Genomic DNA, 14,007 nt, shown 5'->3' with positions numbered 1-14,007 from the left:
TTAATAAATATCTTTTTTCAAAATGTTTGACCATTTTTGAGCGCTTTGTAATTCTTTACCTTATAAACTTTTGTTGCTACATTAAAGTACTGAAAATATTTGGCTAGACTCATGTCGCTATATCAGCTCAAAACTCAGTTTCAAAATCAACTACGTCCGATAAGCAATACGCTGGTTGAGCAAAACATTACCGCTAACCAAGTGACGGTATCCGCTGCTTTATTAAGTGTCGGTACTGCCTATATCATTGCCAAACCAACGGCTGAAAAGCAGCGGCTGTGGCTTTTATTGCCTTCATCATTGTTTGTACGTATGGCACTCAATGCCATCGATGGTATGATGGCGCGTGAGCATGGGCAGGCATCAACGCTAGGAGCCGTGTTAAACGAAGTAGGTGATATGGTTGCCGATACGGCGCTATTAGCGAGCCTGATCCCTCATATTCTGACCCATCATATCAATGATAAAGAACAGCAAACGTTAATAGTTAATTTGCCAACGTATATATCAACTTCTCAGCATCATATCATTGCTCTGATCGCCCTTAGTATTGGCACCGAGCTGTTAGGCGTTACTAGTAATACCATGTTAGGTGTTCGTGCTAATCAAGGGCCTTTGGGCAAAAGCGATCGTGCCTTCTTATTAGGTATGCTTGGTGCGTTTATGGGCATTAGAGCCAAAGCGCCAGTCGGTATTAAAACGCAGGGGACTTTACCTGCTATCAGAATGAGTCAATTATTTATACTAACAGAGATAATATTATTAAAGACTTGTCTTAATCGACTACGTTATATGACAGAGTTATACTTGATGCACAACCCACCTGAGCTGCGATCCGTACTGGATGAGTCAACAAACAACTCCCTATCTCTCACTGTTGTTTTGCCAAATACTTCTACTGATAACGCTCGCCCATTGGAGTTCAAAGAAATGCCAACCACAACCGTTGATAGTCAAAAATTCGAAGAACAGGCCAGTGTTGGTTTTGATTTACCTGCATCTGAAATCATCAATGGTGAGAGCTGTTATAACGCTTACGACGGCACGGCTATTTATTATCGCTATTGGCTAACGATGCCTTTAGAAGACATGAAAAAATCAGCTATCAAGCAAGCCAACCAACCGTTGCGCCAAGTTATTTTATTGCACCGAGGGCATGAGCATTCGGGACGATTGGCAGAGCTAGGAGAGCAGTTTGCAACAGCTGGCTATCAGGTGTTTGCGTGGGATGCGCGCGGTAATGGGCGCTCAGGGGGTATCAAAGATCATGCTGATAGCGTTACCGAGCTTGAGCGAGATTTAGAGGGTTTTGTACAACTGGTGATTGAGCAAACAGGCATTGCGATTGAAGATACATTGATTGTCGCTAGCAGTATCGGCGCGGTATTGGCAGCAGCATGGGTACACGATTATGCGCCAAATATTCGCGGCATGATACTTGGAACGCCTGCGCTCAGTATTCGCTTGTATTTGCCCTTTGCCATACCGTCATTGAAGGTGGCGCGTACGCTAGGTCTGATGTCCCGTGTCAGCAGCTACGTTAAAGCACAAGTACTGACCCATGATAAAGACGCGCAGCAAGCCTATAATGCCGATCCATTGATATCGAATAGTATCTCGACTGATTTACTCATTGATACCCATGCAACGGGGCAGCGTCTACTCGATGATGCTGGTGCTATCACCGTACCGACGTTTGTCTTATGTGCAGGCAAGGATTATGTGGTCGATAAACAGGCTGAGCGGAAATTCTATGAGGCGATTAACACACCGATCAAACGCTGGCAGTTGTATCCAGACAGCTATCATGCAATCTTTCATGAGACCAATAAAGCCGACGTATTCGCCGACTGTATTGAGTTTGCTGAGGAAATATTTAGCACACCAGTCCAAGCCCCTGATTTGAGTACGGCTCACTTAAACAGTGCCAGTAAAGATAAAGTAGATCGTTTGGCGATTAAACCATTCAATCCAAACTTTGCAATTACCCGTTTTGCGATGCAAAAGTTCGGTCATGTCAGCGATGCGATTGCCACAGGGCTGGAGCATGGATTTGATTCAGGTCATTCGCTAGATCATGTCTATTACAACAAGCCCAGCGGTCAGAATAAATTTGGACAGGCAGTCGATAAGTTTTATTTAAATAATATCGGCTGGCAAGGTATTCGTATTCGCCGTGAGCACATATTGGAGTTGGCACGCTTAGCACTTGCAGATATTGAAGATAAAAACCAAGGTAGCAATAAATCATACCAACCAAAACTGTTAGATATCGCTAGTGGTCATGGTTTTTATGCGTTTGATCTACTGACAGAATTTACAAATTTATATGCTGAATTGCGTGATTATGAAATGCATAATATCCAAGCATTGCAAGCAAAGGCGGAGCGTTTGGCCATGAGCAGTCGAGTCGTGACCAGTCAAAAGGATGCGTTTGACGCAGCCAGTTATATCAATGCACATACGAATGATACTAGCGCCGATACTAAAAAATCAGATCTTGCTATTGCTTCTGGGTTGTTTGAGTTGTTCTCTGATAATGCGCTACCAGCGACAGCTTTAGCAGGTATTCATGATAGTTTAAAATCGGGCGGTTATTTGATTTATACCAACCAACCGTGGCACCCTGAGCAAGAATTTATCAGTAAAACATTAAACAATCACCGTGGTAGTAGTTGGGTGATGCGTTGCCGTTCGCAGGCGGAGATGGATCAACTGGTTGAGAGGGCAGGTTTTAAAAAGGTTGCCATGCGTATCGATCGCTTTGGTATCTTTACTGTTTCGTTAGCGATTAAAACCGCACCAGCTGATAACGAGTAATAGATGAACAATGAGCAGGTTAAACCTTACGAGCGTGTTCAACTTTTCTCAGGAGGAGGGTCACGTTTTGGTTATTATTTGGGCAGTTATGCAGCCTTAGCAGCGCATGATTTGACACCAGATATTATCGTTGGTACTTGCGGTGGCAGTTTATCTGCTTATTTAGTACAACTTGCGCCTGACCCTAAGGATTTGCAAGCGTTGATGTGCAGCCGTGAGTTGTATCGTGTCATCACTGCCATCAGACATGTCGCGCCAGATGAAGCCAATACACGTCTAAAGCTACGCTATATGACGAGCGCACTTAAGCGTTGGCGGTTATCAAAGCAAAGGGATAATGGACAAGGACAACGTCAAGCAGACAGCTACGAGCGACTGTTAAATGAGTTACGGCAGTTGGCGATGTTTCGTATCGATAACGATCAGTACTGGCTAGATGAGCTGTCGCAGTTTGCTACTAGTAATAATGATAGTGGCAATACTGATAAAGCAACACCAGAAATAGCAATCATTGCCAGTCGATTGTATCAAGCACCTGCTGATAGTCTGTATAATGAAAAACTCGCACTGCAAGAGTTGTTATTTGCGCCGCCGTGCTTAGCAAGTTTGCCAGACCTTGTATCAGGTCTGGCTGACGAACAAATAACGTCACCAGCGCATATATTTGCAAACGGACGCATACACCCTTCTGTAAAGGTTCAAACACAATGGGATTTTGCCCCAGTGATTCGCGCTTCTATGGCAGACATGTACTATCTACCGCCAACACATATCCCAGAGCTTGGCTGGTGTTTAGGAGGTGTGATTAATCTCACACCGATTGAGTTGGCCTGTCAGTTGGGTGATAGCGTATTTGCAGAGACTAAGGCAGGTTATGACGCATGGCTGGCTGCTCCCGCGATTCAGCGCGTCTTTGGTTTCGATCCCAATAAGCGCTTGGCACAGGTGCATGATTATCAACCAATCAGTGTGTCGGCGCCCACTGAAACCATTAATAAAAACCGTCAGCTACATTGGTTACCATTTGCAGATAACGAGCAGCAACTGAGAGGGCACAATGTGCAAAAGCGTTTTAACCTAAAGCAAATGACCGTTGAGCTAATACACAGCGACTATGACGGTTTTGTGCAGCAAATGCAGGCGCAATGGCAATATGGCTATCAGCGTACGGTCAACTATATACAGCAGCATAAATTATGAAAAACATCGCAAAAGGTATCACTAGAAACCATGCGCCGCATATTATTATCGTTGGTGGTACGAGTGGCCTTGGCTTGGCATTAGCGCTGAATCATCAGACGCTTGGCTGGCAGGTGAGCGTTATCGGAAGTAGCGCAGCAAAGATAACCGATATCAACAGCCAGCATCCTGCTATCGTAACTTATGTGTGTGATTTAACTGAACCAAATCAAACGCAAACGTTATTAGACAATTTGTCAGGTATTCCATTTCAAAGGCTGGTCTATAGTGCTGGTAGCTATACCAATGAGCGTATCCATTACTTAAATCAAGCAGATAGCGACCAAATGCTAGCGATTAATTTACAGGCGTTTGAGCAAGTTTTTAGATGGGCAAGCAGTCAGTTAAAGCAGCAATATCAGTCATTGGACGCTAGCAAAAGCGATAGACCTAGCCTCATCTGTATTGCCTCTATCGCAGGTACGATGGATTATCCTTATGCCAGCCTCTATGCAAAAAGCAAGCGCGCAATGATTGCTACGGCTAGCGCTTATCGAGCAGCACTTATACCTTATGATATCCAAGTGAACTGTATTGCCTCAGGCTATATCGACACCCAAGCATTACGTGATTTAAACGATGGCGATGCTAGCCATAAGCCATTTATTATGAGCACGCAAGCGGCAGTTAATCATATTATGCAAGCGATTGACGATGATGTGGAACTGGCGATATTTCCACGCTCGATGCGCTATATCACGAGTGCTTTAAATCATTTACCAAAGCCTGTGCTCAATTGGATATTGCGCAGTAAACTGGATAGAGCCAAATGACTCTGCTATCTGTGCTTTGATTGTATTTAACCAAATAACCAGTAGAGTAGGGTAAATACTGGCACTCCAATCAGCAAACTATCTATCCGATCTAATACCCCACCATGACCAGCGAGCATCGTTCCGGTGTCTTTCACCCCGTGTTGGCGTTTAAATGCTGATTCTAATAGATCGCCAAAAATACCGCTCACAGCCAAACTATACGCAGCTAATAGACAGACCCACCAATCAAAAGGGGTGAGCCAAAGACCTAATACTGATGCCAGGATTGCTGCAACTAAACTGCCAAAGATAGCACCTTCAATGCTTTTATTCGGGCTAATAGTCGGAGCAAGACCTCGTTTAAAAAGCTTGCGCCCAAGCATTCTTCCGCATAGATATTGGGCAATATCGTTGAACTGACTGGCAAATAATACGAAGAGTAAAACGCCATATTGTTCGCGTTGCCAGGTCAATTGCTGTAAGACAATAAGGCTAATGATGAGTGAGATGAATGCAATACTTAATAGCAGGTCTAAGGAGTTAAGCCGCGTATAGTATTGAGTTGAATTGAGATGGGCTTTCGGTAGCAGGAGCGTACTTGGCTGTAAGCCTTGCGCTTGGAGTTTATGAATGAGTACGGCTTTACTGCGTAAACACCATAGGCGTTTAATCTCGTAGCTGCCGCGTAAACCAATTAATATAAAAAATAAAATGAGCAGCCATTGATAGGCATATACTTGCGAATGTGAGCCTTGCGTATCGTTTGTTATTTTTGCAATCACATAGCAAGTGCAGAGCGCGGCGAGCATCAACCACCATGAGCGGGCTATCAAATAGATTTTTGGCAAGCGTTTGCGCAGACGAGGTACGGCAAGTACACTCCAAGCCAAACTGACAGTTATCATCAGGGCAATCACAAACACAATATCAGAAGCCATACCATGGGCACTCAAAGAAGAGGTAATATTTTAAGCCTATCCATAATGATAGCTTAAATGCCTCTTTAACTATAGTGTTAGATGTCGCCCTTGATGGGTTTGGCTATTATCTGTCGTACGCTCAAATATGGTCAGTAACAGGTATCAGATAACGTTCGTCTTCTATAACGTGAGAAAAGGAGTTAAGCGTAGCGTTTATTGATGGCAGAATGATACTGGTTAAAGGCGTTTCAGCTAAGTTAGGATAATCCTCACGGTAATGCCCACCGCGACTCTCAAAGCGCTGATAAGCCGATTGAACAATCATCGTTGCTAACTCTAATTGCCTCGCCAGTTGAAAAATGACAAGTTCACTGTCAGTAGTAGGGGCGTTACTGCTCACATCAGATAGCATGGTTTCAGTATGTTCGATTGACTCTTGCCACTGCTCAATTTGTCGCAATGCTTGCTCTAATTTTTCGTCGCTACGTGTGATGCCCATATTGGCTGTCAAAAGAGCTTTCAATGCTATAGTTATCTCTGCAAGATCTACGTTAGAATGAAATGCTTTATCGACCTTATAAGTTGGATACGATGACTGCTTAGAAGAGGGCAAGATAACAAATTGCGTGTTTTCTAATGTCGGATATTGCCAAATACCGGCAGCTAACTGATGCAGTTCATAATGAATAGTCGTATGTGGCTGAGCTGTTCTCTCTAAAGCTTCAGCCGTTTTCTCTAAAGCTTCTAAGTTCTTTAAGCGATCCAATTTTGTTAAGTAACATGGCAAATTAGCTGCGATGTTGCGACCAACCACCACACACTCCAACAATGAATTGCTTGCTAAACGATTGGCCCCATGCAACCCTGTATAAGCAACTTCGCCTGCTGCATACAGCCCTGCAATATCGGTCAAACCATTGGCATCAGTCACCACGCCGCCACAACTATAGTGGGCAGTCGGAGCGACTGGAATAGGGTCTGTGGTCATATCGACGCCGAGTGCTAGCAGCGTCTGATAAATCTGCGGGAAATGCGCTTGTATAAATGCGGCTGGCAAGTGACTGACATTAAGATGCACGTAGCCAAGTCCGTTACTACTAATCTGATTGGCTATTGCTCGAGCGACGATATCGCGTGGCGCCAATTCAGCGCGCTCATCAATGTCTAACATAAAGCGCGTACCAGTCTGTGGACAATAGAGTCGTCCACCTTCACCGCGTAACGCTTCAGATATCAAAAAACTGCTGTCATCTAACGCTAAGCCCGTTGGGTGAAATTGAATAAATTCTAAATTTGCCAAACGACAGCCTGCTTGCCATGCCATCATGACGCCATCACCAACACAGACGTTAGGCGCGCTGGAACGCTTAAATAACTGACCTAAGCCACCACTAGCGAGTACGACAGCTGAACTATAAATGGTGAGTTGGCGCTCATTGATATGATCAAAGACCAACGCCCCTCGACAATGTTTAATCTCGCTACCGTTCATGCTAAAAGAAGAGCTGCTAATCATAGGTGAAGTCAGTAACTCTAACGCTTCATGATAAGGCAAGATAGTGATATTGGCCGCAGTCTGTGCTTTGATGTTTAATGCATCCATCACGTGCCGACCCGTTGCATCATCCGCATGAGCCACACGTCTACAGCCATGACCGCCTTCTTTGGTCAAGTGTAAGTCACTGGTTTTTAAGACTGAAAAATCAGGTGTATTATCATTTTCTTTAGTTAAAGTGGTTTGAGTAAATGGCACACCTTGCTCGCATAGCCACTGCACCGCTTGCTGTCCTGCACCCAAGATACGGGCAGTATTGTCCGTCGCACACAATCCTGCACCAGCGATTAAGGTGTCAGCGACATGATCAGTCACAGAGTCCGCCGTGTCTAAGCTGGCTGCGATACCACCTTGAGCGTAGTGACTTGAGCAAACCTCAAGTGCCGCTTTGCTTAAAACAGTGATATTCAGCGATTTTGGCAGAGATAGCGCGGTGCTCAAGCCTGCTAGACCAGCCCCAATGATAAGAACATCAGTTTTTATAATATTACTCATATCACTGCTGCTCCTGTTATTTTTATAGCGAGTGGTGTTGGAACAATCAACTGAATGCGACTGACTCATGCTAGGCTGCCCCAACGTTAGTGAACAGTGTACGGTCTTTTACTATGTCGCCACTGGCGGCTACACGTTGCTTTTGTGATTCAGCAAAATCAAGCATCCGTTGTAATGGTTTTTTTGCTGCAGTCGCTAACTCAGGTGTCATTAGCACTTCACCGCTTTGATTGGTTAAGCACTGCTCAATCCCTTTTAGACCGTTCATGGCCATCCAAGGACAAAACGCGCAGCTCTTACAGCTTGCACTCTCGCCAGCAGTTGGCGCGGCCAAAAAGCGTTTGTTTGGCGAGCGTTTTTGCATCTCGTGTAATATGCCTAAATCAGTAGCGACGATAAAGGTATCAGCATCCATCTCATACGTTGATTGCAAAAGCTTGCTAGTCGAGCCGACCACATCGGCTAGTTCAACCACGCTATCAGGTGACTCAGGATGTACCAAGACTTTGGCCTCTGGATGTTCCTCTTTTAATTGCAAAAGTTCAGTGGCTTTGAATTCGTTATGCACGAGGCAAGACCCTTGCCACAGCAACATGTCTGCGCCAGTCTCACGAGCGATGTATTTGCCCAAATGACGGTCAGGGCCCCAAATAATCGGCTCACCTTGGGCATGTAAATGACGAACGATGTCGATACCGACAGATGAGGTGACCACCCAATCAGCTCTCGCTTTTACCGCGGCGCTGGTATTGGCATAGACGACCACAGTACGTTCAGGATGAGCATCACAAAATGCTGAAAACTCATCAGCAGGGCAGCCCAAATCAAGCGAGCACTCGGCTTCCAAATCTGGCATGAGTACAGTCTTTTCCATGCTTAATATTTTTGCTGATTCACCCATGAAGCGTACACCAGCGACAACCAATGTTTGAGCGCTATGAGCTTGTCCAAACCGAGCCATTTCAAGTGAGTCACCGACGCAGCCACCGGTTGCCAATGCCAAGTCTTGGATAAAAGGGTCGACATAGTAGTGAGCTACCAGTACGGCATTATTCTCTTTCAGTAGCTTCTTGATTTTTTCTTCAACCACGATGCGTTCAGCGCGAGGCAAGTCTGCTGGCATTTTAGCCTTGGCGTATTCAATGTTCATCTGAGTGGCGATGCGATTGTCCGTACTCATGATAGGTGCGTCGTAAGGATATTTTTTCATAATGGCAGCCTTTGTTGGTGCGATAACGATAAATGTATGAGCTAAAAAATAGATAATCGAACATAGTAAATTTATAAGTTGTATTAATTATGCTCATTTTGAGCATAATTACAAGTGGTTTTTTATACTTAATAAGTCAAAAGATTAGGTTTTAGTGCTTAAAGTGATGTGCATTTAAACCGTACTAAGCTTAAAAATAATGCTAATTCATGCTTCTTATGACTATTTATCGCCATTGATTTTTCATACTTACAACCACAGACTATGATAGTTTTAGATTCGAGCTATACTAAGTCATACCATAGCTACTGACCCCAATAGCCTTTCACATTTCAGAGAAAAAGGATAATTCCCAAAGCCATGACGTTGTCTTATTCACATGCGCACCAGCAAGGTAGCGGCACGACAGAAGTGGTCGCCGTGTTGGTCGCTATCACAGATCATATCGCGCGCGTTTTAACCGTTGACCAAGGCAAGCTGTTGCCAAATGGGCCACTTATGCCGCTACATCGCTCGTTGCAAGCGGGCGTACGTCAGTGGGTAGAGGAGCAAACACAACAACCGCTTGGATATTTGGAGCAGTTATATACCTTTGTCGATACTAACAGGCGTAATATTGATGGCCATGCGTTGGTGTATGTGAGTTATTTGGGTTTGGTGCAAGAGACGCAAACGCAGGCACTCCAAAGCAAAGCACTCTGGCGAGATTGGTACGATTATTTCCCATGGGAAAATCATCTGGACGGTATGCCCAGTATCATTATGGACTTTATCGTGCCTGCGCTACTCGAATGGGCCAATACTGCCAACGACTCGATTGTCCAACAGCGCAGGCGTCAGCGCATTGGCTTATGTTGGGGGCTGGACGAAGCGTTTTTGGCAAGTGGCAAACTCACTGACAGTCAATCCGTCAACGAACACGATAATGAAAGTAGAGAATGGATTGCAGAACATGTATTACTACGTTATGAAATGCTTTATGAAGCAGGTCTGATACCCGAAGCCCCTAATTATCCGCCCAATTATCAAGCTGTTGCCTTGCCAGAGGACTGGTCACAACGCATAGGCGTCCCCATGTATTATGATCACCGTCGCGTGATTGCTACTGCTATCTCAAGACTGCGCGCGAAGATTGAATATAGACCGCTTATTTTTGGTCTGATGCCAGACGTCTTTACCTTATCGCAGTTGCAGCAGAGTGTTGAGGCGTTATCAGGCGTGCGTTTGCACAAGCAAAACTTCCGTCGCTTGCTCGATTCGCAAAACCTAGTAATGGAGACAGGAGAGAGTAGTACTGCTCAGCGCGGTCGTCCTGCCAAGTTATATCGCTTCCGCCATGATATTGAATTACAGAGTTTATTGATGGATAGCAAACTTCCTAAGCGCAAATAGTCATTTTAAGCCAGTCTGTTTTATCTCTAAATCGGTTTGTAAGACGAAAAATTTGTCACCTTTCCTTGCAGGGTCGCTAACTTTACGCTATATTTATGCTCATTTTGAGTTTAAATGACGAGCAGTTTCTATCAATATCATGCCTAAATAAGGGTCAAAGATGACAATTGAAAAAGAGCCAGCATTGGATGACGTATTGCTCAAGCCATTGGTTGAGAATGCACTAACTGAAGATTTGGGTAGGCGTGGTGATGTAACGTCACAAGCTACTATCCCAGCAGATATGCAAGCGCAGCTACAGATCAAGGCGCGGCAAGCAGGCGTTATATGTGGTATCGACTTGGCACGTTTGTCTTTTGCCTTAGTCGATACGCAAATTGAGTTTATTGCACAAGTACAGGATGGCGAAACAGTAGAGGCTGGCGCAGTGTTAGCGACCGTAAAAGGTAACGCGCGTCACTTATTGACAGCAGAACGCACGGCACTGAACTTTATGACCCATCTTAGCGGTATTGCAACAGCGACCCGTCAAATTGTCGATAGCGTGGCGCAATATCCTGCGCAAATTACTTGTACACGTAAGACCATTCCAGGCTTACGTATCGTACAAAAATACGCCGTACGCTGCGGTGGCGGACGCAATCATCGCTTGGGGTTGGATGATGCTATTTTAATTAAAGACAATCATATCGCTATTGCTGGTGATATAAAAACAGCCATTCAGCAAGCACAGAAATTTGCTGGGCATCTTATTCCTATTGAGGTCGAAGTCGATACGCTAGAGCAATTAGAGCAAGCATTGGATGCCGGTGTGAGTTTAGTACTATTAGACAATATGTCGCCTGAAACATTGTCGCAAGCGGTTGCTATGTGTCAGGGACGCGCAAAGACTGAAGCCTCAGGTGGTATTACGCCTGAAACGGTACAAGCGGCAGCAAGTACAGGGGTTGATTTTATCGCGATGGGTTATTTGACGCACAGTACGACTGCTTTAGATATTGGGTTAGATTTTAGTGCATAAGGGCAGGCGTAATAAAGGCTAATAGCGTTATATACGCTTGATTTTATGACAAGGGCTATCACCGAGTTAATAGATCGGTAATTACTAATAGCTTGTGCTGACAACCTATTAAATGCTTGTTTTTACACTGAAGCTTTACTAAGGTGATATGTAGGCGTAACGGCGCAAAGTTAATGATTTTATTAGCTTATCTGCCTATGCTACAATGCTATTTTTAGTTGCCTATTGGGTCATCGTTGCACTCGCACGATGACCTTATCTTTTTGCACAAGCAGTATCAATAGACAAGCGAGCGCTCAGTGAATACTGAAATTATCAAGATAATCCTAGCCTTTATGGTATTGATCAATCCATTTAGCGCATTGACGTTATTTTTAGATTTGACTCGCGGCTATTCGATGAACAATCGACGTAAGGTCGCGCGCGTTGCTTGTCTGACCATTTTCATCACCATCAGCTTTTTTACGATTGCAGGTGAGACGCTACTAAAAACCCTTGGTATTTCTATCGGCTCGTTCCAATTGGCAGGCGGTATATTGGTGTTTTTAATTGCCCTAAATATGATGAATGGAGAGGGTAACCCTGTTAAACCTGATCAAGAAAACTTCGATGTTGATCATGTAAAAGATGCGCCAGTCTCGATGGCAGCTGCCGTGGTTCCCCTCGCGATTCCGATGATGATTGGGCCTGGTGGTATCTCTACGGTTATCATTTATTCTTCACAAGTATCAGGTATTTTGCAGGTATCTGCCATTTTGATTGCTGGCTTATTTATCAGTCTGTTTTGCTATTTGGCATTGATGGCGGCAGGTCGTATCAGTCGCTTACTAGGCGATACTGGCTTGAACATCATGAGTCGAATCATGGGTATGCTATTAGCAGCCGTTTCTATCGAAATTATCGTTAATGGTCTGCGTACGCTTTTTCCTAGCTTGATGTAAACGATCAATACAATATTACCGCTAACCATGTATATTTATACAGTGGTTAGCGGATATCGATGTGATTTAGTTTATCCAATACGTTGTTTACTTAATATTCAGTTTATTCAACACTCAGCTTATCTATCATTTCTCAGTCATACCTCTATCAGCTTTGATACAAATGCCAAGCCAGATACAGCATCAGTAACCCTATCAAAGCGTCCAGTATGTTCCATGCCTTAGGTTTCTCAAATAGAGGCCTAAGTAATCGCGCACCATACCCAAGCGCAAAGAAGAAAAAGAACGAGGCGCTAATTGCGCCTGCGGCAAACGTCAATTTACTGCTTGCGCCTGTAGAGACCATGCCGACGAGTACCAATGTGTCTAGATAGACGTGCGGGTTTAACCAAGTAAAGCCAAAACATAGTAACAAGGCTTTTTTCAAACTCGTGACGACTTGTCCTTCGACAGTTAAAGCATGTGACACACGTACGCTGGCATACAAACTCTGCAAGCCGTAACCTAATAAAAATATAACGCCTGCTATTTTTGCGATATCTATAACGTGAGGATAGCGGGCCGTAACTGCACCAAAACCACCAACGCCTGCTGAGATTAAAAACGCATCGCTCACTGCACAAAACAAACAAACAAAAAATATGTGTTCGCGTTTGAGACCTTGTTTGAGTACAAAGGCGTTTTGAGAGCCAATAGCAATGATGAGAGATAGCCCAAGTAGGAAACCAGAGATATAATCGGGAGCATTCATAATACGGTGCTTAACGGTTGGCGTGTAGGGATGGTGACATTTTGCTTACTGGCAGGCCAGCAAAAACCTGCTAAGATACGCTATTGAATGAATGTATGCAATATGCGCACAATGTGAGTGTAATAGACGAGGGGCAGAGCAAGTCATGGTAGTCAGTTTGACAAGAATGCTACAGTCATTTGGGCAAGCTCAAGATGACCTACCGACATTAGCAGCAAAGAATGCTCAGGAGATGAGTGTCAATCATGAACAGGATGCTGCTACCAATAGTGATAGCAATCACGCAGTACATGAGCGTTCTACACTGACTCCGCCTGAACGTGTAAACCGTATATGTGATGCGTTGGCACAAGTGAGTGATAGCCAATCATCCACACCCTTGACCGATCGCTATCTGAGTAATCGTGCTCAAATGCGCCCAACCAATAGACCGCCTTTTGACCCAGATACTTTGTGGTATCTCAAACATGGACGTTGTCCGATTATGACTGAGCTTGTTAATGTGGTCGATGAGGCCACCCTAAATGCCATGCCTATCGAGGCCGTTGCGATATTAGATCGTATCAACGGTAAGTTAAAGCGTTATCGTGAGTGGAGTAGTGAGCTGAACGAACAGCAACAGCAGCAACACAATGAGCGTCAGTTCGTCATCGACAAACTGGTGTCCGAAAGTATCCCTGAGGCATTGCATCATTATGAGCAGCTACAACGATTTAGTCCGCATCGCACTAAAAATAACATGGTGCAGGGCAAGATGACGGCCGGTGATATGCTTACAGATTTGTTCTTAGAAATTGATTATGAGCTTGACGAATTATTAGATGAATTGCACCAAACGGTTCTGAACCGCCTTGCCTCAACCCACCGCTATGTTAAGAGTCGTACGCAAAGTTAAATTTTCGCTGATG

The 14,007-nt window shown here is 44.5% G+C and carries 11 protein-coding genes; 7 read left to right on the top strand and 4 right to left on the bottom strand.

Going from position 1 to position 14,007, the window contains the following annotated elements:
• Positions 1-111 precede the first annotated feature (111 nt).
• From ACQKC9_RS05805 to ACQKC9_RS05795, 3 genes are read left to right on the top strand one after another with little or no spacing between them, the layout of a single operon-like run.
• The gene (locus tag ACQKC9_RS05805) at positions 112-2,820 is read left to right on the top strand and encodes an alpha/beta fold hydrolase (protein ID WP_427620887.1); all 2,709 of its coding nucleotides are present in this window, start codon (positions 112-114) and stop codon (positions 2,818-2,820) included.
• Between the two features lie 3 nt (positions 2,821-2,823).
• On the top strand, positions 2,824-4,020 hold the full coding sequence (locus ACQKC9_RS05800) for a patatin-like phospholipase family protein (RefSeq protein ID WP_427620886.1): 1,197 nt from the start codon (positions 2,824-2,826) through the stop codon (positions 4,018-4,020).
• The gene (locus tag ACQKC9_RS05795) at positions 4,017-4,832 is read left to right on the top strand and encodes an SDR family NAD(P)-dependent oxidoreductase (RefSeq protein WP_427620884.1); all 816 of its coding nucleotides are present in this window, start codon (positions 4,017-4,019) and stop codon (positions 4,830-4,832) included. The genes ACQKC9_RS05800 and ACQKC9_RS05795 overlap by 4 nt, the downstream gene beginning before the upstream one ends.
• Before the next feature lie 26 nt (positions 4,833-4,858).
• On the opposite strand, the gene ACQKC9_RS05790 is transcribed toward ACQKC9_RS05795, so the two are convergent.
• From ACQKC9_RS05790 to nadA, 3 genes are all read right to left on the bottom strand, one after another.
• Positions 4,859-5,752, bottom strand: coding sequence for a phosphatidate cytidylyltransferase (locus ACQKC9_RS05790; protein WP_427620883.1), 894 nt, complete (start codon positions 5,750-5,752; stop codon positions 4,859-4,861).
• A gap of 121 nt (positions 5,753-5,873) precedes the next feature.
• Positions 5,874-7,784, bottom strand: coding sequence for an L-aspartate oxidase (gene nadB, locus ACQKC9_RS05785; protein WP_427620881.1), 1,911 nt, complete (start codon positions 7,782-7,784; stop codon positions 5,874-5,876).
• A gap of 70 nt (positions 7,785-7,854) precedes the next feature.
• Positions 7,855-8,994 carry a quinolinate synthase NadA gene (gene nadA / locus ACQKC9_RS05780; protein WP_427620879.1) on the bottom strand — a complete coding sequence of 380 codons (1,140 nt, stop codon included), beginning with the start codon at positions 8,992-8,994 and terminating at the stop codon, positions 7,855-7,857.
• A gap of 360 nt (positions 8,995-9,354) precedes the next feature.
• Here nadA and ACQKC9_RS05775 point away from each other — a divergent pair, with 360 nt between their 5' ends.
• From ACQKC9_RS05775 to ACQKC9_RS05765, 3 genes are all read left to right on the top strand, one after another.
• On the top strand, positions 9,355-10,386 hold the full coding sequence (locus ACQKC9_RS05775) for an NUDIX hydrolase (protein ID WP_101206240.1): 1,032 nt from the start codon (positions 9,355-9,357) through the stop codon (positions 10,384-10,386).
• 160 nt (positions 10,387-10,546) lie between these two features.
• Positions 10,547-11,407, top strand: coding sequence for a carboxylating nicotinate-nucleotide diphosphorylase (gene nadC, locus ACQKC9_RS05770; protein WP_427620878.1), 861 nt, complete (start codon positions 10,547-10,549; stop codon positions 11,405-11,407).
• A 299-nt stretch (positions 11,408-11,706) separates the two neighbouring features.
• Complete coding sequence (locus tag ACQKC9_RS05765; protein ID WP_082624565.1) at positions 11,707-12,348, top strand: MarC family protein; 642 nt, start codon at positions 11,707-11,709, stop codon at positions 12,346-12,348.
• Positions 12,349-12,496: 148 nt separating this feature from the next.
• Here the strand turns inward: ACQKC9_RS05765 and ACQKC9_RS05760 are convergent, their stop codons facing one another.
• Positions 12,497-13,099 carry a LysE/ArgO family amino acid transporter gene (locus tag ACQKC9_RS05760; protein ID WP_427620876.1) on the bottom strand — a complete coding sequence of 201 codons (603 nt, stop codon included), beginning with the start codon at positions 13,097-13,099 and terminating at the stop codon, positions 12,497-12,499.
• Positions 13,100-13,265: 166 nt separating this feature from the next.
• Between ACQKC9_RS05760 and ACQKC9_RS05755 the strand changes: the two genes are divergently transcribed.
• Positions 13,266-13,994: a hypothetical protein gene (locus ACQKC9_RS05755; RefSeq protein WP_427620946.1), complete on the top strand. Its 729-nt coding sequence runs from the start codon at positions 13,266-13,268 to the stop codon at positions 13,992-13,994.
• Positions 13,995-14,007 lie beyond the last annotated feature (13 nt).

Source organism: Psychrobacter sp. NPDC078409 (genome assembly GCF_050268505.1).
Classification (GTDB): domain Bacteria; phylum Pseudomonadota; class Gammaproteobacteria; order Pseudomonadales; family Moraxellaceae; genus Psychrobacter.
This window is presented reverse-complemented; position numbering and strand designations above follow the sequence as displayed.